At 44.5% G+C, this 22,374-nt stretch carries 25 protein-coding genes; all 25 read left to right on the forward strand.

What is annotated here, in order from left to right; all coding sequences use genetic code 11:
• The first annotated feature begins 6 nt into the window (after nt 1-6).
• The 25 genes from NST38_RS11510 to NST38_RS11630 all read left to right on the forward strand — a co-directional run bounded on the left by NST38_RS11510 (nt 7) and on the right by NST38_RS11630 (nt 22,312).
• Nucleotides 7-543 (forward strand): flagellar biosynthetic protein FliO, encoded by a 537-nt coding sequence (locus NST38_RS11510; protein ID WP_101313439.1) that lies wholly within the window; start codon nt 7-9, stop codon nt 541-543.
• Nucleotides 540-1,295 carry a flagellar type III secretion system pore protein FliP gene (fliP, locus tag NST38_RS11515; RefSeq protein ID WP_036609355.1) on the forward strand — a complete coding sequence of 252 codons (756 nt, stop codon included), beginning with the start codon at nt 540-542 and terminating at the stop codon, nt 1,293-1,295. The genes NST38_RS11510 and fliP overlap by 4 nt, the downstream gene beginning before the upstream one ends.
• A gap of 25 nt (nt 1,296-1,320) precedes the next feature.
• Entirely contained in the window at nt 1,321-1,590 is a 270-nt protein-coding gene (fliQ, locus tag NST38_RS11520; RefSeq protein ID WP_017689172.1) for a flagellar biosynthesis protein FliQ, read from the forward strand.
• Between the two features lie 10 nt (nt 1,591-1,600).
• Nucleotides 1,601-2,389 (forward strand): flagellar biosynthetic protein FliR, encoded by a 789-nt coding sequence (fliR, locus tag NST38_RS11525; protein ID WP_036609353.1) that lies wholly within the window; start codon nt 1,601-1,603, stop codon nt 2,387-2,389.
• A 23-nt stretch (nt 2,390-2,412) separates the two neighbouring features.
• On the forward strand, nt 2,413-3,495 hold the full coding sequence (flhB, locus tag NST38_RS11530; protein WP_179086416.1) for a flagellar biosynthesis protein FlhB: 1,083 nt from the start codon (nt 2,413-2,415) through the stop codon (nt 3,493-3,495).
• A gap of 25 nt (nt 3,496-3,520) precedes the next feature.
• Nucleotides 3,521-5,554: a flagellar biosynthesis protein FlhA gene (flhA, locus tag NST38_RS11535; protein ID WP_036609349.1), complete on the forward strand. Its 2,034-nt coding sequence runs from the start codon at nt 3,521-3,523 to the stop codon at nt 5,552-5,554.
• Entirely contained in the window at nt 5,551-6,903 is a 1,353-nt protein-coding gene (gene flhF, locus NST38_RS11540; protein WP_076249813.1) for a flagellar biosynthesis protein FlhF, read from the forward strand. The genes flhA and flhF overlap by 4 nt, the downstream gene beginning before the upstream one ends.
• Nucleotides 6,900-7,787 carry a MinD/ParA family protein gene (locus NST38_RS11545; protein ID WP_036670376.1) on the forward strand — a complete coding sequence of 296 codons (888 nt, stop codon included), beginning with the start codon at nt 6,900-6,902 and terminating at the stop codon, nt 7,785-7,787. The genes flhF and NST38_RS11545 overlap by 4 nt, the downstream gene beginning before the upstream one ends.
• Nucleotides 7,788-7,819: 32 nt before the next feature.
• Entirely contained in the window at nt 7,820-9,262 is a 1,443-nt protein-coding gene (gene cheB / locus NST38_RS11550; RefSeq protein ID WP_047842490.1) for a chemotaxis-specific protein-glutamate methyltransferase CheB, read from the forward strand.
• Nucleotides 9,263-9,294: 32 nt separating this feature from the next.
• A complete protein-coding gene (locus NST38_RS11555; protein ID WP_076249812.1) occupies nt 9,295-11,367 on the forward strand; it encodes a chemotaxis protein CheA in 2,073 nt (690 codons plus the stop codon).
• Between the two features lie 41 nt (nt 11,368-11,408).
• Nucleotides 11,409-11,870: a chemotaxis protein CheW gene (locus NST38_RS11560; RefSeq protein WP_036609340.1), complete on the forward strand. Its 462-nt coding sequence runs from the start codon at nt 11,409-11,411 to the stop codon at nt 11,868-11,870.
• Nucleotides 11,871-11,880: 10 nt separating this feature from the next.
• A complete protein-coding gene (locus NST38_RS11565; RefSeq protein ID WP_091017763.1) occupies nt 11,881-12,501 on the forward strand; it encodes a chemotaxis protein CheC in 621 nt (206 codons plus the stop codon).
• Nucleotides 12,494-12,991 carry a chemotaxis protein CheD gene (locus tag NST38_RS11570; RefSeq protein WP_017689162.1) on the forward strand — a complete coding sequence of 166 codons (498 nt, stop codon included), beginning with the start codon at nt 12,494-12,496 and terminating at the stop codon, nt 12,989-12,991. Before NST38_RS11565 ends, NST38_RS11570 begins: the two co-directional genes overlap by 8 nt.
• Before the next feature lie 4 nt (nt 12,992-12,995).
• Nucleotides 12,996-13,439: a hypothetical protein gene (locus NST38_RS11575; RefSeq protein WP_017689161.1), complete on the forward strand. Its 444-nt coding sequence runs from the start codon at nt 12,996-12,998 to the stop codon at nt 13,437-13,439.
• Between the two features lie 15 nt (nt 13,440-13,454).
• Nucleotides 13,455-14,243 carry a FliA/WhiG family RNA polymerase sigma factor gene (locus NST38_RS11580; RefSeq protein ID WP_076249811.1) on the forward strand — a complete coding sequence of 263 codons (789 nt, stop codon included), beginning with the start codon at nt 13,455-13,457 and terminating at the stop codon, nt 14,241-14,243.
• A gap of 62 nt (nt 14,244-14,305) precedes the next feature.
• Nucleotides 14,306-15,715, forward strand: coding sequence for a DUF342 domain-containing protein (locus tag NST38_RS11585; RefSeq protein ID WP_076249810.1), 1,410 nt, complete (start codon nt 14,306-14,308; stop codon nt 15,713-15,715).
• Between the two features lie 52 nt (nt 15,716-15,767).
• Nucleotides 15,768-16,088, forward strand: a complete 321-nt coding sequence (locus tag NST38_RS11590; protein WP_076249809.1) for a hypothetical protein — start codon at nt 15,768-15,770, stop codon at nt 16,086-16,088.
• 65 nt (nt 16,089-16,153) lie between these two features.
• Nucleotides 16,154-16,738 carry a hypothetical protein gene (locus NST38_RS11595; RefSeq protein ID WP_036670381.1) on the forward strand — a complete coding sequence of 195 codons (585 nt, stop codon included), beginning with the start codon at nt 16,154-16,156 and terminating at the stop codon, nt 16,736-16,738.
• Nucleotides 16,739-16,741: 3 nt separating this feature from the next.
• Nucleotides 16,742-17,368, forward strand: a complete 627-nt coding sequence (locus NST38_RS11600) for an endolytic transglycosylase MltG (RefSeq protein WP_076249808.1) — start codon at nt 16,742-16,744, stop codon at nt 17,366-17,368.
• Nucleotides 17,369-17,664: 296 nt separating this feature from the next.
• Nucleotides 17,665-18,363 (forward strand): 30S ribosomal protein S2, encoded by a 699-nt coding sequence (gene rpsB, locus NST38_RS11605; protein WP_017689155.1) that lies wholly within the window; start codon nt 17,665-17,667, stop codon nt 18,361-18,363.
• A 115-nt stretch (nt 18,364-18,478) separates the two neighbouring features.
• Complete coding sequence (tsf, locus tag NST38_RS11610) at nt 18,479-19,129, forward strand: translation elongation factor Ts (RefSeq protein WP_036609326.1); 651 nt, start codon at nt 18,479-18,481, stop codon at nt 19,127-19,129.
• A 232-nt stretch (nt 19,130-19,361) separates the two neighbouring features.
• Nucleotides 19,362-20,090: a UMP kinase gene (gene pyrH, locus NST38_RS11615; RefSeq protein WP_017689153.1), complete on the forward strand. Its 729-nt coding sequence runs from the start codon at nt 19,362-19,364 to the stop codon at nt 20,088-20,090.
• A complete protein-coding gene (gene frr, locus NST38_RS11620) occupies nt 20,090-20,644 on the forward strand; it encodes a ribosome recycling factor (RefSeq protein ID WP_036670384.1) in 555 nt (184 codons plus the stop codon). The genes pyrH and frr overlap by 1 nt, the downstream gene beginning before the upstream one ends.
• A gap of 89 nt (nt 20,645-20,733) precedes the next feature.
• A complete protein-coding gene (locus NST38_RS11625) occupies nt 20,734-21,501 on the forward strand; it encodes an isoprenyl transferase (protein WP_017689151.1) in 768 nt (255 codons plus the stop codon).
• 16 nt (nt 21,502-21,517) lie between these two features.
• Nucleotides 21,518-22,312 carry a phosphatidate cytidylyltransferase gene (locus NST38_RS11630; RefSeq protein ID WP_036670385.1) on the forward strand — a complete coding sequence of 265 codons (795 nt, stop codon included), beginning with the start codon at nt 21,518-21,520 and terminating at the stop codon, nt 22,310-22,312.
• The last annotated feature ends 62 nt before the right edge of the window (nt 22,313-22,374 follow it).

Here is a 22,374-nt window from a genome sequence, read left to right on the forward strand (position 1 = left end):
ATGATGATGGCTCAGGGTGATATTCCAGGAGGAGCTGGCGTGGGAAGTAATTATTATTTACAGCTTGTATGGGTGATTGTTGTCCTGGCCGTCATCCTGGCCCTTATTGTTTATCTGATCCGTTTTCTAAACAAAAGGAATCAGCAAATGTTCCGGCACGGCACAATTCGTACCCTGGGCGGAGTTGGACTGGGGCAAAACAAGTCATTGCAAATTATGGAAATTGGTGGGTGTGTATATCTGCTTGGTGTAGGTGAAGACATCCAGTTGATAGATAAGGTTTCGGATTTGGAAGAGGCCCAAAGAATCATTGATTCCTTCGAACGAGATGCTGCTGCACAACAAGGAAATCTCTCACCTCTCATTGCCAAGCTCACAAAACGTTTCCGTAAAGAAGAACCGCCGCGGGAAATGGAACTAGAGGACACAACTTCTTTTCACGAAATGTTTGAATTCAAACTTCGGCAGATGCCTAACCGTAAAGAGAAGATGGAAAAGCTCCTGGATAAAGACAATACTACAGATCGGTCGAGGGATTCATGAAGAAAAAGATTTGGTTAGCGTGTTGTTTATTAGGACTTATCAGTCTGGCATCTGTAACGGTTGCCTTTGCCGAACCCATTCCGAATATTGATATTCAGATTGGAAACGGTGATGGAGGGACACCAAGCACGAGTTCACTGTCCATCATTCTGTTAATTACAGTGCTTAGTATTGCTCCAGCAATGCTTGTACTGATGACCAGCTTTACCCGGATTGTAATTGTGCTCGGTTTTATACGTACATCTTTGGGTACACAACAAATGCCACCCAATCAGGTGCTGGTCGGTTTGGCGCTATTTCTGACACTTTTCATTATGTCGCCGACGTTGTCTTCCATAAATCAGGTAGCGCTTCAGCCCTATCTCCAGGGAGAGCTTACGCAAACCGAGGCACTTGAAAAAGCAGCGGATCCCATGAAGAAATTTATGTTTAGTCACACCAGAGAAAAAGATCTTCTGCTGTTTATGAAGTACAATCAGACTGAACAACCAAAGACCTATCAGGATATCCCAATTACTGTTATGGTGCCGGCATATGTAATCAGTGAGTTGAAGACAGCATTCCAGATGGGGTTTATGATTTTTATTCCGTTTCTGGTTATAGACATTGTTGTCGCGAGTACACTCATGGCAATGGGGATGATGATGCTTCCGCCGGTCATGATCTCATTACCTTTCAAAATACTGCTCTTTGTCCTTGTGGACGGGTGGTATCTGGTTGTCAAGTCACTGTTACTGAGTTTTAACACTTGATCCGGAAAGTTAAAGGAGGACGGTCATGACTTCGGAATTTATTATCGGTCTGGCCGGGAAAGCGGTATACACGTCATTGCTGGCCAGCGCACCTATGCTTATACTAGCTCTGGTTGTAGGACTTGCAATCAGTATTTTTCAAGCGACAACTCAAATTCAGGAACAAACATTAGCTTTTGTGCCCAAGATTGTTGCCGTACTTCTGTCAGTACTTTTGTTTGGACCTTGGATCTTAAATATCTTGGTCGATTTCACGTTTAACATTCTCGATAATCTATACAGATACATAGGGTAGGCTTTAGCAGATGGAGACATTGTTGCAAAGTTTCCCTGTCGCTCTGCTTATGTTTTGTCGAATCACATCATTTTTTGTAACTGCGCCAGTTTTTTCGGCTCGAAATGTGCCGGCTTCAGTTAAAATAGGTATCTCTGCATTTGTCACATTATCTGTCTATCTGATTTACGGAATAGACCAGACCGTACCCACAGACCTGAGTTATGTCTTATTGATCATCAGAGAGATTCTAATTGGCCTGCTTTTAGGTTTTGTGGCTTATCTGTTGATGACGGCTGTTCAGACTGCGGGGACCTTTATCGATCTACAGATCGGTTTTGGTATGGCCAATGTATACGATCCAATGACAGGTGCTTCCGCTCCACTTACGGGTAACTTGAAGTATGCATTTGCTATGCTTCTGTTTCTAACGATGAATGGTCACCATTATTTGCTGGATGCGATAGTTTACAGTTACCGGTGGGTACCATTATCTAATGTGTTTTTCCTACGGTTGGCAGATGGAAGTATTGCTGAATTTTTGATTCAGACCTTAGGTCAATCATTTATGCTGGCTTTTCAGATGTCGGCTCCGATTGTAGTTGCGTTGTTTTTGACGGATGTTGGATTGGGTTTTTTGGCCAAAACTGCTCCTCAATTTAATGTATTTGCAGTTGGGTTGCCGCTTAAGTTACTCGTTGGTCTTGCTATTTTGCTTTTGCTGGTTCCCAGTTTCTCCTTTGTATTTAGTCAATTGTTCGAAGCGATATTCAGATCGATGGAAAAATTGCTTGGAACCATTGGACAAAGGCCCGGCTGAGTGAAACGGAGGAAAAGACACGGATGAAACTTCAACTCGACCTCCAGTTGTTTTCAGGGGAGAAGACGGAGAAAGCTACCCCGAAAAAGAGACAGGATACACGAAAAAAAGGACAGGTTGTAAAAAGCGCTGAACTATCTGGCGCATCCATTCTCCTAATCGTGTTTTTGATCATGATGGTATTCAGCAATTTCTATAAAGAACGTATAGTTCGTCTGTTTACAGATATCTTCATCAATCGATTGAGTATGGATATCACCGGAGAGAATGTGATGGCGCTTATGATGCGCTATGGCATTGAAGTTTTGTTATTGATCGCTCCCGTTTTGCTGGGTGCGTTCCTGGTTGCTTTGATCGTTAACTACATGCAAGTTGGTTTTCTTCTTGTAGGGGAAGGTTTGAAGCCAAAACTTGAGAAACTGGACCCGATTAAAGGTTTCAAAAATATATTCTCTCTCCGCTCATTAGTGGAATTTGCTAAATCCATTTTGAAAATGTCGCTTATCGGTTATCTCGTTTACAGTACAATTAAAGGCTACCAGTCAGATATTGCTTCACTTTCTCATTTTTCATTGGATGCTATTTTACATTTCGCTGCGTCGATTACTTTAAGTCTTGGTATCAAGATTGCAGTGGCATTAATGATACTTGCGATATTTGATTACATGTATCAAAAGTATGACCATGAGAAGAAGATTCGTATGTCCAAGCAAGACATCAAAGACGAGTACAAGAAAATGGAAGGTGATCCGCTGATCAAAGGTAAAATCCGGGAACGCCAGCGTCGTATGGCTATGCAGCGCATGATGCAGGAAGTGCCAAATGCGGATGTGATCATCACGAACCCGACCCACTTTGCGGTTGCGCTAAAGTATGAAGGTTCCGAGATGGAGGCACCACAGATTATTGCCAAAGGTCAGGATTATGTCGCCTTGCGTATTAAGGAAATAGCCAAAGAAAACGGTGTTATTACGATGGAAAACAAGCCGCTGGCACGGGCATTGTTCCAGAGAGCCGAGATTGGTGACGCTATACCGGCCGATTTGTTTCAAGCGGTAGCTGAAGTGCTGGCTTATGTATATAAACTAAAGGGCAGAACGAAATAAAAGGGGATCGGAGGCCGTACATTCATTGAAGATTAAAGATATAGCTGTCCTTGCGGGTATCATTGGCATTGTGTTGATGATGATTCTTCCGATCCCAACCTGGCTGTTGGACTTGTTGCTGGTCGTCAATATTTCAATTGCACTGATGATACTCCTTGTTGCAATGAACAGCAAAGAAGCGTTACAGTTTTCTATTTTTCCAGCTTTGCTGTTGATCACTACACTATTCCGACTGGCTCTGAACATTTCGACTACCAAGCTAATTCTTGGTGAAGGGGATGCTGGAGCTGTAGTTGCTACCTTTGGTAGCTGGATTGCTGGAGGGCAAATTGCAATTGGATTTATCGTGTTTTTGATCCTCGTTGTCGTTCAGTTTATCGTTATTACAAAGGGGTCTGAGCGCGTAGCTGAAGTTGCTGCCCGATTCACCCTTGATGCGATGCCTGGTAAACAAATGAGTATTGATGCGGATCTGAATGCGGGTCTGATCAACGAGCAACAAGCTCGTGAGCGTCGTTCCAAAATTGAACGTGAAGCCGATTTCTATGGAGCGATGGATGGAGCAAGTAAATTCGTAAAAGGTGACGCAATTGCAAGTATTATCATCCTCCTGATCAATCTCATTGGTGGATTTATTATCGGTATGACTGTGCATGGGATGGCTTTCGCAGATGCGATGGCAACGTACTCTGTACTGACTATCGGAGATGGATTGGTAAGCCAAATCCCGGCTCTGCTTATTTCCACAGCAGCAGGACTTATCGTCACCAGAGCGTCATCAGAAGGAAACCTGGCAGATGATATTACGGGGCAACTGTTTACATATCCAATACTAATTTATATCGTAGCTTTCGTTATTGCCATGCTCGGTTTCTTCACACCAATTCATGTTATTACTACGCTTCCGTTGGCAGGTGTGTTGGCATATGCCGCGTGGCGTATGCAGAATAATCTGAATTTGAAACAAGTAGCGGAAGAACAGTTGGAAGAAGAACAGCAGATTGAAGAGGTTAGAAGTCCTGAAAGTGTAATTAACCTGCTTCAGGTGGACCCTATTGAGTTTGAATTTGGTTATGGTTTAATCCCGCTTGCTGATAATCAGCAGGGTGGGGACTTATTGGATCGGATCATTATGATTCGGAGGCAGTGTGCTCTTGAACTGGGGTTGGTCGTTCCGGTTATACGGATTCGAGATAATATCCAGCTCAGACCCAATGAGTATGTTATCAAAATCAAGGGTAATGTGGTAGGTGGCGGAGAACTGTTGTTGAATCATTACCTTGCCATGAGTCCTGGCTATGATGAGGAGTCTGTGACAGGTATTGAAACGACGGAACCTGCTTTTGGACTTCCGGCACTATGGATTGATGAAGTAACCAAAGACAGAGCCGAACTTGCAGGATATACGGTCGTTGATCCGCCTTCCGTTGTGGCTACACATCTGACGGAACTGATTAAGAAACATGCGCATGAGTTACTTGGAAGACAAGAAACAAAAGCACTTGTGGATAATCTCAGAGAGAACTATTCTGCCCTTGTGGATGAACTGATCCCTTCTCTACTTTCCATTGGTGATGTACAGAAAGTGCTTGCCAAGTTATTGCGTGAGAAAATATCTATTCGAGATATGGTTACCATCTTCGAGACACTGGCTGACTATGGTACGTATACGAAAGATCCTGATGTGCTGACTGAATACGTCAGACAATCCCTCTCACGTCAGATTACTCAGCAGTTCTCACAGAAAGGTGAGACACTTCGAGTGATCACGGTTGGACCTGGTCTTGAGAAGAAAATTGCTGAAAGTGTGCAACAATCGGATCAAGGCAGTTATCTTGCGCTAGACCCTGTATCTACACAAAGTGTATATCAGAAGCTCAGTGAACAAGTGAACCGTTTGATTCAATCAGGTCAACAACCTGTTGTATTAACTTCTCCAACCATTCGGATGTATCTGCGTCAGGTTATTGAACGTACTATGCAGGACATTCCTGTGCTTTCCTACAGCGAGTTGGAGCCGAATGTTGAAATTCAAAGTATCGGGGTGGTGAACTTATGAGAGTAAAACAATACGTTGTTGAGACCATGCCCGAAGCTATGCTTCAAATTCGCAAAGACCTGGGAAGTGATGCCGTTATTCTGTCCACCAAAGAGATTAAGGTGGGCGGTGTAATGGGAATGTTTCGCAAAAAACGGATCGAAGTTGTAGCTGCAGTGGATAAGAAAGAAAACAAGCAAACAACAAAGCCAGTACAAAATCAATTCACGCCTGTACCTCGTGCATTTGTACCTGAGGCTTATCGGCAAACAGCTCGTTCGTTTGTTGCGGCTTCTGATGAGTCGGTGACAACGAATACAGCTGATCAAAGTGTACAGGACCAATCTGCGGCTGCACCGTCTGTGTTTGAATCGCGTAATATCGGTTCAAACATAGACAGCGGCTCAGGTTCTTCGAGCACGGATCATAAACCGCGACCGCAAGGGGCGGATTTTTCGGGTTCAACAACTGCTCCGAAGCCAACAGGTTCAGACCTGCAGCAGGATAAGTTAATGACTGAATTGCAGGATCTTAAACAGATGGTGACCAGGCTTTCAAAGCAAGGTACTTCTGCGGACCCTGTGCCAGAGGAACTGCATACGATCCGAGAACGTTTGACAGAACAAGATGTTTGGCCTGAAGTATGGGAATCCTGGTTTGATTCAATTCAAGCAAAATGGTCTGAGAATGGATTAAAAGAACAAGATGTAGAGCAAATAGTGAAGCTTGAGGTTATGCACTTTTTGGAGCAACGTATTGAAGAAGGCATTCTTCCTACCACGCGAATCGTCTATGTAGCTGGACCAACCGGTGTAGGGAAAACTACGACAATTGCAAAATTGGCTGCTGAACAAATGTTCAAAAAACAGCGTAAAGTTGGATTCATTACATCAGATACGTATCGGATCTCGGCGGTAGAACAGCTTAGAACGTATGCATCTATACTGAATGTTCCACTTGAGGTGGTGCAATCGCCTGGTGATACACAACGTGCCATTTCTCGATTAGAGAATTGTGATTTGATCTTTATGGATACAGCGGGTAGAAACTACAGAAATGAATTACTTGTTTCGGAACTGCAAAGTTTGCTTGCTCCTGTAGAGAATAGCGAAACCTTTCTGGTCATGAGTATGACTTCCAAAAGTGCTGATATGGTGCAGATCACGGAACATTTCAGTAAATATGGACTGGATAAGGTGATTTTCACCAAAATGGATGAGACTGGGAGCTGCGGTCCGCTATTTAACTTGTTACACCGTTTTCCACTCAAGCTCGCATATGTGGCAAATGGACAAAATGTTCCGGATGATTTGTTGAAACCAGATGCAGATTCGTTGTCCAAACAGTTGCTGGGAGAATGGTCACAATGAAGGATCAGGCAGCTACACTTCGAAGTATGGTCTCCGCGCCATTGGAAATGGAAGGCATTGAGCGAGATATTCGATCCTCGAAAATCATTACTGTGGCCAGTGGTAAGGGAGGTGTTGGCAAATCCAATTTCACACTGAACTTTGCCTTGGCATTGCAGGCTTTGGGGCAAAAGGTACTTGTATTTGATGCCGATATTGGAATGGCTAATATTGATGTTCTTATGGGTACGTCTTCTTCCTATAATCTTTACCACCTGTTGTACCGACAAAAATCCATAAGGGAAATCATACAACTGGGTGCCAGTGGCTTGCCTTACATTGCTGGAGGATCGGGCATGAAAGAGTTGTTCTCATTGTCTGATCGTGATCTGGAGTTTTTCGCCAGTCAAGTCGAGGATATTGCCCAGGAAATGGATTATGTCATCTTTGACACTGGGGCAGGACTCTCCAGAGAGAATATGAAGTTCATCGGTGCTGCTGATGAATGCCTGATTATAACTACACCTGAACCGACTTCAATAACCGATGCTTATGCTTTAGTCAAAGTTATGCACGGCCAGGAAAATGCTACACCCTTTCGGATGATCGTTAACCGGGTGGAAGACGAAAGAGAAGCGGAACGGGTGGCAGAAAAAATAGCTGGAGTGGCGAGGCGGTTTTTGCAGACGGATATTCCGCTGCTTGGGTATATTTCAGAAGACGCCCAGGTAGTCAAGGCGGTTAAAAGGCAAATGCCCTATAGTCTGGCTTATCCGAATGCCAAAGCCTCTAAAGATATAGAGAAACTTGCTCTTCGTTATCTGGCTGTACCTGCAACTCCGGGATCCGGAACCTTGACAGGAATCAGGGGATTTATGAATAAGTGGCTTAAACGAACAACATGATTTCTGAATAAAGGAAACAGGGGTGACACAACATGGCGGCGTATCAAGTATTGGTTGTCGATGATTCCGCTTTTATGCGTAAGATTGTTACGGATTTGATCCAAGCGGATCCGGAATTCAAGGTTACGGCAACGGCATCAAACGGTAGAGAAGCGATTCAAAAATCACTAGAATTGAAACCCGATATTATTACAATGGACGTTGAGATGCCCGAAATGAATGGGTTGGATGCATTAAAATCAATTATGAAGGAATCTTTCGTTCCTGTGATTATGCTCTCTGGTATCAATGAACAAGGCATGAAAGAAACCATTATGGCGCTTGAAGCCGGGGCATTTGACTTCATTCGCAAACCATCTATTTCACATGACCAGGATATTGCTCAAGTTGGTAAAGCCTTGGTTGAGCGCATGCGTGCTGCGATGAATGAGATCAAAAGAAAAGCTGATCGTGAGTTATCCATGAAAAATAGAGACATGTTGCGAGGAGCAGTTGCTCCCCCAACTCAGCCAGTACAGAAAGAACTGCCGGCTAGGGATCGAGCGGAGCCTGTGAAAAAAACGATCGAACCTGTCGAGACGATTCAACGCTCTCTTCGAGAGCGCACTGAAGCCTTTCAGGCCAAAGCCAAGAAACCAATTGAACCATTGTCACCTTCAAAACCAGGTCGCGTAGAGAATAAACCGGAGCCTTTGCCAAAGGCTGAGCGTAATTTGGGGACGAAGGCAGAAAAAGCAGTGAGGTCAGCTAATCCAGTACAGACTCCAAAGGAAGTTCGACTACCTAATGCAGCTAGAGTGGCAGCTGATCAAATAGCGGCAACTTCTGCCTCTGCAAAAGCCAAGGATGTAATCAAGCCTAATCCTGTTCCCAAAGGTGGAGGAGGGCTGGAAGGACCATTCAACAAACTTGTGGCAATAGGTTGTTCTACGGGTGGACCGAGGGCTCTCAAGACATTGCTCGAGCAGTTGCCTGCTGATTTGCCTGCACCGGTCATTATTGTGCAGCATATGCCGCCCAATTTCACACGTTCTCTGGCTCAACGATTGAATACATTCAGTCCACTGCATGTGGTTGAAGCTGAAGAGGGCATGGTTCTGAAAAAAGGAACCGCCTATATAGCACCCGGCGGATTCCATGTGAAAGTTAACAAAACAGCAGACGGGAAGTTTATCGTGAAGTTGACTGAAGATCAACCAGTGAATGGACATAGACCTTCAGTGGATACGATGTTTGAGTCACTTCTACCGTTTACATCTTTACAAAGGCATCTTGTTTTGCTAACGGGAATGGGAAGTGATGGAGCACGTATGATGAAGCGATTATACGAAGCTGGAGTTACATCAACCTTTGCCGAGAATGAAGAAACATGTGTTGTATATGGTATGCCGCGTTCTGCTGTAGAGCTGCAATGCGTTCGTCATCTTCTGCCATTGCAGGAGATTGCTTCTAAACTTGTTCAAGCAGTGAAATAACGGAGTGTAACTCACGGAGGAGGTGCCTCACAATGGACATGAACCAATATTTATCCATGTTTATTGATGAGTCTAATGATCATCTGCAATCGCTTAACGAAAACATGCTTCAACTTGAAGGCAATCCGGAAGACCTGGGCATAGTTCAGGTTATATTCCGCTCTGCTCATACCTTGAAGGGTATGGCAGCAACTATGGGCTTTGAAGATTTGGCATCACTGACACATAAAATGGAAAATGTGTTGGATCTGGTTCGTAATGAGAAGTTGAAAATGCAGGATTACATTTTTGATACCATGTTCAAGAGTCTGGACGCTTTGGAAACTATGGTTCAGGATATTACCGAAGGTGGACAAGGTAAAGCAGATGTGTCGTCAATCGTAGCTTCACTTCAAGCCATTGAAAATGGTGAAATGACAAACGGAAATGGACCTGCTACAGAAACAAACAAGCCGGCTAACGCTTCAATCTCTTCGGCTGTGGAGCTGGATGAATTCCAATATTCAGTGCTGGATCAGTCGATCGCCGAAGGTCATCGTGTGTTCTACGTGGATGTGCTTGTTAGCGAGCATAGCCAGTTAAAAGGTGTACGGGCTTATATGGTCTTTGATATGCTGGAACGTTCAGGTGAAGTCGTTAAAGCTTACCCATCCGTTCAGGATATTGAGCAGGAGAAGTTTGAGCGCAGTTTCTCGTTGTATTACATAACAACTAAAGAAGCGCACGAACTGGAAGAAGGCATCATGAGTATCTCTGAAATTGAAAGTGCAAAGCTCATTCAACTGGATCAGGAGACTCTCCAGCAGATGGCCAATCAGGTAGCAGCTACAGTTGAAGCGCCACCCGCACCAACAGCTGTAGCTGAGGTTCCTTCGCCAGATAAGAATTCTGTACCCAAAGAAGAAGCCACAACGGCACCAGCTAAAACAGCTGCACCGAAGCAAGCTGCTGCACCTTCACGTACCATTCGTGTGGATATTGAACGTCTCGACGTATTGATGAACCTGTTCAGTGAATTGTTGATTGACCGTTCACGTCTGGAGCAACTGGCCAGTGAAACAGGCAACAATGATTTATCCGATACAGTAGCTCATTTAAGTCGAGTTAGCACAGATTTGCAAAATATTGTACTGAAATTGCGGATGGTTCCGGTAGATACCGTATTTAATCGATTCCCGCGCATGATCCGTGATCTGGCTAAGACACTTGATAAAAAAATCGATCTGGTGATTACAGGTGCTGAGACGGAACTGGATCGTACGGTAATTGATGAGATTGGTGATCCGCTTGTGCATTTACTGCGTAACGCGGTTGACCATGGTGTGGAATCCATTGCAGAGCGTGTAGCTGCAGGTAAACCAGAGATGGGTACAGTAAACCTGCGTGCCTTCCACAGTGGAAATCACGTATTTATCGAGATTGAAGATGATGGTAAAGGTATCTATCGCGACAAGCTTTTGAAAACCGCGATCAAACGTGGAGTTGTAACCGAAGAACAAGGTGCCAAAATGAGTGATGATGAAGTGAATCAGCTGTTGTTCGCACCTGGTTTTAGTACTGCTGATATTATCTCGGATATCTCTGGCCGGGGTGTTGGCTTGGATGTAGTGAAATCGAAGATCACTTCGCTTGGGGGTAATGTAACGATTCATTCAACTCCAGGCAAAGGCACGAACTTCTCTGTTCAGCTTCCGTTGACACTATCCATTATTGCTGCAATGCTTGTACGACTTGGTTCTGAGAAATATGCTGTTCCGTTGTCTTCCATTGTAGAGACGGCCATTGTACAACGTGAGCAAGTTCGTAATATTCATGGCAATAAAATGATCACGTTCCGTGAGTCACTGATTCCGTACTTGTCTTTGAGCGAAGTATTCTCTGTACCGGATTTCAATGACGCTGATGAGCAAGAAACAGAAATTGTCGTGATTCGCAAAGGCGACCGTCTTGCAGCCGTAGCTGTTGAAGAATTTATTGGACAAAGTGAGATTGTTCTCAAATCAATGGGAACCTATCTTCCTGCTATTGAAGGAATCTCTGGAGCAACCATTCTCGGAGATGGACAAGTAGCCCTGATTCTTGATCCTAATGCATTTATTAAATAAGCATAGAGCTAAGTCTTACATTTAATAGGGAGGTTTTTTACATGGAAGAAGAGTTGAAAGTCATCGTCTTTAAATTGGGTTCCGAAGAGTATGGTATTGAGGTAGACAAGGTTCAGACGATTGAGCGCATGATGCCAATTACCCGTGTCCCCAAGACACTTTCCTTTGTAAAAGGAGTTATTAATCTACGCGGTGTTGTAATTCCAGTCATTGATCTACGCGGTCGTTTCTCCCTTCCGGAAACGGAATACACGGATCAGACTCGTATTGTTATCGTAGGTGTAGACGACATGCAAGTTGGCTTTATCGTAGATTCTGCTAATGATGTTATTGATATCAAAAGCAGTGCGATCGATAGCCCCCCAGAAGTGGTTGGCGGCGTCAAAGCGAGATACCTGCGAGGTGTTGCTAAATTGGAAGATTCACGCTTGTTGATTATGCTCAACCTAAACGAAGTATTAAATAAAAGCGAGATTGTACAGCTGGAAAGTGTTGAGGGCTAGTACCGTGGAGATGTTCAACCGATTTGAGGTATTCCAGATGGATGTGCTCAAAGAGGTCGGTAACATTGGAGCAGGCAACGCCGCAACGGCGTTGTCTCAACTCCTCAACAGACCGATTGACATGGGTGTACCTACAGTACAAATGCTCCCTTTTGAAGAAGTTGCCGAAAAAGTGGGCGGAGATGAACGCATCGTGGTTACCGTGTTTCTTCGTGTAGAAGGCGAAGCACCGGGAAATCTTTTCTTTATGATGACACCAGAGGCTGCTAAAATGTTGTTGAATAGACTTGCCGGGTTTGATCTGAAAGAAGGACTCGATTTTACAGATATGGAACAATCAGCGCTTTCCGAGATTGGAAATATTTTGGCTGGATCCTATCTTTCTTCTCTGGCAGATTTCACGAAGTTGTCTATGTATCCAACTGTCCCTGGACTTGCCATCGACATGGCGGGTGCCATTCTAAGTTATGGCTTGCTGCAATTTGGCGAGATGGGTGACGCTGCATTGTTGATTGACACATCTTTCTTTGAAGGTGAAGATCAAGTTGAGGGTCAGTTTTTCCTCATTCCGGATCCACCATCCTTTGCAAAGATATTTGAATCACTAGGGGTGCCACTGAGCCATGATTGAGGACAAAAGCGTCGTTAAAGTCGGTATGGCGGATTTAAACATCGCTCATCTTCCTGGTGTAATCCGTACGACTGGCTTGGGTTCGTGTGTGGGATTAACAATGTATGACCCACATTTGAAGCTGGCTGGAATGGCGCATGTCATGCTTCCTACTTCAGAGATCGCCCGTGAAGGGAAACTGAACACTGCGAAATATGCGGATACGGCGTTGCCTGAGCTTTTGGAAAAGATGATTAAACTAGGCGCTTCTCACTCACGTATTGTGTCTAAAATGGCCGGAGGCTCTCAGATGTTTGCCTTTGCTGGCGCTGGAGATACAATGCGTATTGGACCAAGGAATGCAGATTCTTGTCGAGAGTGGCTTCAAAAACTCAATATCCCTCTTCTAGCAGAAGATACGGGTGGGAATTATGGACGAACGATTGAGATGGATTGTGAAACTGGACTTTTGACTATTCGAAGCGTACAAATGGGTGTAAAGGAACTATAAGACTATGATAGGAAACTACCGCATTAATCTTGGAGCAGGCATCGTTGGGTTTATTCTTACTTTTTTTGTAGCATACAGCAGCAATGTGCTGATGACCAGTTTAATTCGCGGATTGATCGGATTCGTAGCCTGGTTTGTCCTTGCATATGGTTTACGCTGGGGATTGGGATTGCTGCTGAACCCTCAGATCGAGGGAAATGGGTATGGTTATGATTCACCAAGTGCTCAAGATCAAAGAGGTTCACAGGTGGACATTAAAATCGAAGACGATGGACAAGAGCTGAATGATTTGCTCAAGAGTGGACAGAACGCTTCATCTGGGGACGATCTTCCGCCATCTGAGACGAAAGCTCCAACGGGATTCGCCCCTTTGGATCCGCCTAAACTTGTCCGGACCAAGGATCCGGAGGAATTGGCGCAGGCCGTTCGTCACCTGACAGACAAATAAGGAGGGTGAAAGTAATTGAACGAGCGTAAAGCTTCACATTTGAACCATTCTGATCTGTGGGAAAAGTGGAAAGAACATGGAGATCTTGAAGCCAAGAAAACGTTGATTGAAAAGTATCTTCATATTGTAAATTATGTATCCGGTCGACTGGCTGTTGGTTTACCCAAAAATGTTCCCAAGGATGACTTGGAGAGCAATGGCGTTATGGGGTTAATTGATGCATTGGAGAAGTTCGACTATGAACGTGGTCTGCAATTTGAAACTTATGCATCATGGAGGGTCCGCGGAGCCATTCTTGACGGTCTGCGTCAAGGTGATTGGGTTCCGCGTTCTGTGCGTGAGAAGGCCAAGCGAATTGAAGACGCCTACCAACAGCTGGAACAAAGTTATCTCAGGTCTGTTAGTGATGAGGAAATGAGCGAGTACTTGGACGTATCCACTAAAGATTTTCAACATATGCTTCAGGAAGTGGCAGTCATGTCACTTTGCTCGCTGGAGGACCCAATTCGTGAGGAAGAGTCTGAGACTCGTCTGTCTTTGATGGTGGATGAGAAAGCCAAAAATCCGGATTATAAAGTGAATGAGTTTTATTTGAAGGAAGCTTTGGTGCAAGGGCTTGACAAGTTGACGGTAAAAGAGAGAACGGTTGTTTCACTCTTGTATTACGATGATCTTTCTCTTAGTGAAATTGCTGAGGTTATGTCTCTTTCTCCGTCTCGTATATCCCAGTTACATTCCAAGGCAATATTACGATTACGCGGCACGTTGGACAAACAGAAAGATTTGTTGATGCGTAAAGATTAATAGAGAGAAGTAATATCATTGGAGTTTGGGGAGTGGAAAGTCTAAAAGGGGGAAGAATTGCGGTGACACAGCGGACTGCTTTGGAACAATGTTTAAACATTGTTTTATCGGACGACAAATGCACAGCCTACCTTGAATTTTCCAAAGAGGAAGAAGGCTTTGCCTGCACGATCGATGAACTTGAACAATTTGTGGCAAACAAGGGCATCAAACAAGGTGTATCGCGAGAGGCATTATTACTTTTTGTGAACAACCCTGAAACCTATTTGAAAGATAAATACAAGATTGCAGAAGGTGTCGCTCCCATTCAAGGAACAGATGGCTTCATCAAGGTCCTGGTTGGAATGGACGATACGAATGAACGACGACCACTGGAATCGGAAGATGGAACTGTCGATTACAAAGAAGTGACCCGATTAAACAATGTCCGTAGTGGTCAGATCATTGCAGAGCGGATCGCTCCTAGCGATGGCATACCAGGCAGGGCAGTAACGGGTGAGGAAATTCCTTATCGTCCGGGAAAAGAAGCTCGGTTTAAAGTTGGGAAAAACGTTGTGATTAACCCGGATGGTTCTGCGATGTATGCTGCACTGGATGGGCTGGTTACCAAAACGGACGGTAACAAACTGAATGTGTTTCCGGTTTATGAAGTCAATGGTGACGTTGACTACAATAACGGTAATATCGACTTTGTAGGCACAGTTGTCATACGAGGCAATGTACTTACCGGATTTAAAGTAAAAGCAGCAGGTGACATTCGTGTCGTCGGAGGTGTCGAAGGAGCTGAACTGGAAGCAGGCGGCTCAATCGAAATTACCGGTGGTATTATTGGATATAACAAAGGACTGGTACAAGCAGGCCATAATGTTAAATGTACTTTCATTCAAGAAGGCAACGTAGATGCCGGTGAAGATGTTCTGGTTTCCCAAAGTATTATGCATTCTAATATTCGTGCTGGCCACGGTGTCATCTGTGCGGGAACCAAAGGTCTTATTGTTGGTGGCTCGATCCAGGCTGGTCAGAACGTCTCAGCGCGTGTTGTGGGCAACAGCATGTCCACGGTCACTTCCATAGAAGTTGGTGTGCTGCCAAAGCTGCGTAACGAACTCAATGATTTGCGTAAGGAAGTCAGAGAACAGATGGATTCCTTGGACAAAACGAAGAAAGCTTTGACATTGCTGGATCAATTAGCTGCCGCTGGACAACTAACTCCAGATAAGATGTCGATGCGAATCAAACTGAATGCTACGCAGAAATCTGCTCTTCGTATAAGTGAAGAAACGAAAATGCGTATCTTTGAAATTGAAAAGGCACTTGAAGATACAAGTAATGCTCGTGTTGATATTCTGAAGATGATTTATGGAGGCTCTAAAATAGTTATCGGCAGATACACGAAATTTATTAAAGATCCAGTGAGTCGAATTTCATTTTATTATCACGATGGTGATATTACGATGGTTCCATACGTTTAAGTACAGCATTCAGGCACAGGAAGAAATCCATTCGAAACCGTGAGGTGAGCGTATGAGTTTCAAAGCAGTGGAGTTGCAGATTGCGGTACCACGAACAAGTGAAGCGGGACGTTATCAAAGTGAAGCCCAGCAGCGACCGATTACGGATCAGAATCTTTTGGCAGAGCAAACGTCGAAAGAAGCAAATGAAGCAAGGCAACGAAGTGAAGCAATGGACGAAACTTCACAGACTTCGGTGCGTGATGGGCATAACCATGATGGAGATCAGCAGAGTGGTTCCGATGGACAGGAGACGGTTCAGGCTCAAGCTCAAGAAACTGTGAAACCTGCAGAGCACCCTTACAAGGGAAAACACATAGATCTGTCTTTATAATAAATGGTTGTTATGGACATGCAGTCTTGCGCACCGATGGTTGAATCAGAAGGAGAGAACCCAATTTGTCACCATGGATCATTATTGTCATATTAGGGGCCTGCGCCATCGCCTACGCTTGTATTATGCCACGGAAAAACAAGGTGCAAGAGCCTGGGCATCAACTGGTGCAGGAGATGGAATCTACGCTTGAGCACTACATGACCGAGATCGAAAATGATAATGATGCTCTTATTCAACGTGTGGCTGAAATGAAGGGAGAAGCGACAGCAGCCGATCAACGTATGCAATTGCAACTTCAGGAATTACAGCAGCGGTTGGATCAGCTGGAACAGAGCAAAAAGAACGAAGCTGTCGCATCACCTGTTCCACACTCCGGTAATGTATCTGTACAATCTTCCGAAGGTTTGCAAGCACAAGCACTCGTGAAAAGTGTACAAGCAGAGGCGGCCCAGCAGGCGTTAGAAGCAGACCAACAGACCAGTGAAGTCGAATCTTTGCCTGGGCGTGAATCGATTAAAGATCGATATGCAGAACTCTTTAATCTACATGCTGAAGGTAAGTCGATGGATGCCATATCCAAGCAGACAGGCATTCAGCGAGGTGAGGTACAGTTAATACTGCAACTGGCAGAACGGGAGGAAAGCTAAGTCATGGACAAGCGATCCTTATGGATTGGTCTGGGGAGCGGCATGATTATTGGTGCAGTTTTGCTTCAACTGGCCACAGTTGGACAAAATGCATTGTCGGATAGTAATCTGGACCCCGAGCAGACTGCCAATATGACCAAAGAACAGCTTGAAACAGCTGCAAAAAGCCTGGATATGAAGGTGGTCGGTTCTGAAGAGGAATTGTACACAGAAGCTGAGTGGGTAGAGAAGAAAAAGCAGGAAAGCAGTGAGTTGCAAGGGGAAACAGCAACACCACCTGAGACAGTAACCTCTACGGAAACACCTACCGAGCCTGAGAAGCCACAAGAGCCTGCTACAAGTGAAGTTGAAGGGCAGAAAGAGATAACTGAGCCGAAAACAACAGAACCTGTAACGCCAAGCAATCCGAAAGGCGCAACAGTATCATTTAAAGTACGTTCAGGCAACAGTCTGGCGATCGTTGCAGCAAACCTAAAAACTGCGGGAATCGTAGATGATGCTCAAGCATTCATAAAGGCTGGCAAGGCTGAGCGAATCAATACCAAAATCCAGGTGGGTACCTATGCGCTTGAAAAAGGCGAAAGTTTCAAATCCATTATCGCAAAAATCACGAAAGAACCGTCAAACTGAGCATGCTCGGACAGGACGGTTTTTGCGTATTAAACGGTACATTTTCAAAGCTTGATAATAATTAGCGCCTGAGTTACATATCAAGTTTAAAATGATTCGATACTAGCAAAAAACGAAAAGTAGTTTTTAGCTTCAAAGACTGTTGCATCGGACAGTCAGTTATGCTATATTAGATAACGGTGTTAAAACACACGCATGTGCTAATTTTGTTGAGGGTGCTTTCCTTATGGAGAGTCTTGGCGAAAAATGATGCCGGCGGAGGACACAATAAAAACCATATTAGGAGGTGTGTGAAGATGGCAGTAATCTCCATGAAGCAGCTTCTCGAAGCTGGGGTACACTTCGGTCACCAAACTCGTCGTTGGAACCCAAAAATGGATCGTTATATCTTCACTGAAAGAAACGGAATTTACATCATCGATTTGCAAAAAACGGTGAAAAAAGTCGAAGAGGCTTACAATTTCGTTAAAGGAATCGCAGGAGAGAATGGTAAAATTCTTTTCGTGGGTACTAAGAAACAAGCTCAAGATTCTGTTAAAGAAGAAGCTGAACGTGCTGGTCAATTCTACATTAACCAACGCTGGCTCGGCGGTACCCTGACTAACTTCCAAACTATTCAAAAACGTATTGATCGTTTGAAACAGTTGGAAGCTTGGGAAGAAGACGGTACATTCGCTGTATTGCCTAAAAAAGAAGTAATCTTGCTTCGCAAAGAAAAAGATCGTCTGGAGAAATTCTTGGGCGGTATTAAAAATATGAAAGGCCTGCCAAGCGCCCTGTTCATCATCGATCCACGCAAAGAGCGTATCGCTGTTGCGGAAGCTCGCAAATTGGGTATCCCAATTGTTGGTATCGTTGATACTAACTGCGATCCGGATGAGATCGATTATGTTATCCCAGGTAATGACGACGCGATCCGCGCTGTTAAATTGCTTACAGGTAAAATGGCTGATGCTGTAATCGAAGCTAACCAAGGCGAAGAAACTTCCGCTTAATAGATTCGAACATATGTTATAAACTAAATGAAAAGGGTGGTTGGCAGGTGGATAACCTCTCACTGCCCTTTTTTTAGAGTGTACGTACAATACTTAATGTTGGAGGGAATTTATAATGGCAGTTAATGCGAGTGCAGTAAAAGAACTTCGCGAAAGAACGGGCGCTGGTATGCTCGATTGCAAAAAAGCACTGGAAGAAGCAAACGGTGATGTAACAAAAGCAGCTGAATTGTTGCGTGAGAAAGGTCTTTCTGCAGCAGCAAGCAAAGCAGGCCGTGCAGCAACTGAAGGCGTTGTTGAATCTTACATCCACGCTGGTGGACGTATTGGTGTCTTGGTTGAAGTTAACTGTGAAACAGACTTCGTTGGTAAAACGGATCAATTTAAGGATTTCGTTAAAGATGTAGCTATGCAAATCGCTGCAGCTAATCCTAAATTCGTTACACGTGAAGAAGTTCCTGCAGATGAGCTGGAAAAAGAAAAAGAAATCCTGAAAGCTCAAGCTCTTAACGAAGGCAAACCAGAAAAAATCATTGAAAAAATGGTTGAAGGCCGTATCGGTAAATACTACGAAGAGTACTGCCTGCTGGAACAAACTTTTGTTAAAGATCCAGACAAAACGATCTCTCAATTGCTGAACGAAAAAATCAGCCAAATTGGTGAAAACATCTCCATCCGTCGTTTCGTTCGTTACGAACTGGGTGAAGGTCTTGAGAAAAAAGTAGACAACTTCGTAGAAGAAGTAATGTCCCAAGTAAACAAATAAGACGGTTTCTATAAACCGGCGAGCAGAATTGATTTTCGAAGATATAAGAATGATGAAACTTCGAAGCGTAAACTCCCTTATATCTCAGGAAAACAGTGCCTTACCGGTTAAACGTTTTTCCTAAAAGAGCGGAACACAACTGTGTTCCTTTCTTTTTAAGCAGGAGGCCATGCGCGAGAAGTTTTGTTGGTTGAACACCAAGCGTGTTCGATTCAAAGTGGAGGGTGAATAATTGGAACAGCCAGTATTTAAACGTGTTGTCTTAAAGGTCAGCGGAGAGTCTCTTTCCGGTCAAAACGGCTACGGTATTGATGCAGATACGATCTCGTCGATTGCCCAACAGGTAAAAGAGGTTGTTGCACTTGGTGTACAGGTTGCTATTGTATGTGGCGGCGGAAACATCTGGCGTGGAATTGCCGGTAGCGAAAACGGCATCGATCGTGCAACTGCCGATTATATGGGTATGCTGGCGACAGTAATGAACTCGCTGGCACTGCAGGATGCTTTGGAACAGATTGAAGTGCCTACGCGTGTACAGACATCTATTGCAATGCAACAGATTGCAGAGCCTTATATTCGTCGTAGAGCTATTCGCCATCTGGAGAAAGGCCGGGTCGTTATTTTTGCAGCAGGTACAGGTAACCCGTTCTTTTCCACGGATACAACAGCAGCACTGCGCGCAGCGGAGATTGAAGCAGAAGTTATCTTGATGGCCAAAAATAAAGTTGATGGTGTATACTCAGCAGATCCGTTTAAGGACAGTACAGCTGTGAAATTTGATCAGTTGACTTACATGGATATTCTTAACAAAGACCTTGGTGTAATGGATTCAACGGCATCCTCGCTTTGTAAGGACAACAACATCCCGTTGATCGTATTTGCCATTACGGAACAAGGTAACATCAAACGTGTTGTTCTGGGCGAACGTATCGGAACAATCGTTAAAGGGAGTGTAGATTAATGCCACAAGCGGTTAAACAACATGCCGAAGAGCGTATGGAAAAAGCAATTCAAGCATTGCGTCGTGACCTGGCTACTTTGCGTGCAGGCCGCGCAACTCCAGCTCTTCTGGACCGAATTCAGGTAGAGTATTATGGAGCAATGACGCCATTGAATCAACTCGCTAATATCAGTACTCCGGATTCCCGTACACTGATGATTCAGCCTTGGGACAAATCCTCCATGAGTGACATCGAGCGTGCCATCATGAAATCGGATCTGGGTCTTACTCCAGCCAATGATGGTAGCATGATCCGTTTGTCTATTCCGGCATTGACGGAAGAACGTAGAGCGGAACTTGTTAAGCTGACGAAGAAGTTCGGTGAAGAAGGTAAAGTAGCGATTCGTAACATTCGCCGTGATGCGAATGATGACATCAAGAAACTGGAAAAGTCAGATATTTCTGAGGATGAATCCCGGAGACATCAAGATGATATCCAAAAATCGACCGACAAGTTTATTGCTGAAGTCGATAAGGTACTCGCTGCCAAAGAAAAAGAAATCATGGAAGTGTAAGACAAGCGCAGCCCCTCCAATACGGTGGGGTTTTGTCTCTTTTTCCAAGCTTCAGATAAAGAAACTTCAGGGATTTTGGAGGAACAGGAATGATCAAACGGGTTCGGTCGTGGTGGAATGGGGCTGACAAGCAGGAAACGCTGACTATATCCGAGGACAATATCCCGCAGCACGTCGCCATCATCATGGACGGCAATGGACGATGGGCCAAACGTTTGGGGCTGCCGCGTATAGCCGGGCACCAAAATGGCATGAAGGCGGTCAAACGTGCGACCATCGCGGCGGATGAACTGGGCATCAAATATCTGACGATGTACGCTTTTTCGACAGAAAACTGGACGCGTCCAAAAGAAGAAGTGGATTTTCTGATGCGACTTCCGCAAGAATTTCTAGCTATAGAGCTGGATGAACTTATAGAAAAAAATGTGCGCATTCGCATGATGGGCCAAGAGGAACATTTACCTTCTCATACCATTAATGCCTTGCGGGAAGCCATTCGTCTTACGGAACATAATACAGGTCTCGTTTTGAATTTTGCAATGAACTATGGAAGTCGTCGTGAAATGACGGACTGTGTTAAACAGATCGCTCTGCAGGTGAAATCGGGGGAACTATCGGCAGAGGATATAACACCTGAACTCATTGATAGACATATGCTGACGGTTGACATGCCTGATCCGGATCTGCTGATCCGGACGAGCGGAGAGTTGAGATTAAGCAACTTTATGCTTTGGCAGCTTGCATATAGTGAATTATGGTTTACGGATATATACTGGCCCGAATTTGGCAAAAAGCATTTGCTTGAAGCAGTAGCCGAATATCAGCGCAGAACAAGGCGTTACGGCGGTTTGAAATAGATGGAGGATGAAGCCGTTGAAACAGCGACTAACGACAGGAATCATAGCAGGTGTGTTGTTTTTAGGTTTTTGCATGCTGGGCGGACCCTGGTACCATGGTTTGGTATTGCTTATGGCTCTCATCGGTTATTATGAATTTGTTAAAATGACCGGGGTGATGCCTTTTTCAGGTGTGGCCCTGATTGGATATGCTGGTGTGTTTGCCATTGTGTTTCCTTGGGAAATGTTTTGGGAGGCAAGACCGCTATCCTTATTTCAGGTCATCTGGATAGTAATGCTTGTACTGATGACAGCTTCGGTTGTCACCAAAAATAAGGTTCCCGTGAATACAGTGGCCATGCTTTTCCTCGGCGTGTTGTATATAGGGATCGGTTTCTATTACATTGCAGAATCCAGACATCTGCATCATGGGTTGTTCTGGACGTTCCTGTTGCTGGGCTCCATATGGGCCAGTGATGCAGGAGCTTATTTTGTAGGGAAACTCATTGGTAAAAACAAACTGTGGCCTTCTATCAGTCCAAACAAAACTATAGAGGGTGCACTGGGTGGCATCGTAATTGCAATTGTTACTTCTGTTATTTTTGCATTAGTATCAGATGGTTTGCTTTCCTGGCAGAGAGCGATTGTGATCGGAATTGCCTGTGCAGTTGTAGGTCAGATGGGTGACTTGATCCAGTCTGCATACAAACGTGTATATAATATCAAGGATTCAGGCAGTCTTCTCCCAGGGCATGGAGGCATTCTTGATCGGTGCGACAGCTGGATTGTTGTTTTTCCATTCGTACATATACTAATGCTACTGCCCTACTAAAGAAGAACATGAGTCTGAGATAACAGCATTGTTCGCCGTAGGCATTGGATAATTAAAGATGA

Source organism: Paenibacillus sp. FSL H8-0104 (assembly GCF_038050215.1).
In the GTDB taxonomy this organism is placed as follows: domain Bacteria; phylum Bacillota; class Bacilli; order Paenibacillales; family Paenibacillaceae; genus Paenibacillus; species Paenibacillus amylolyticus.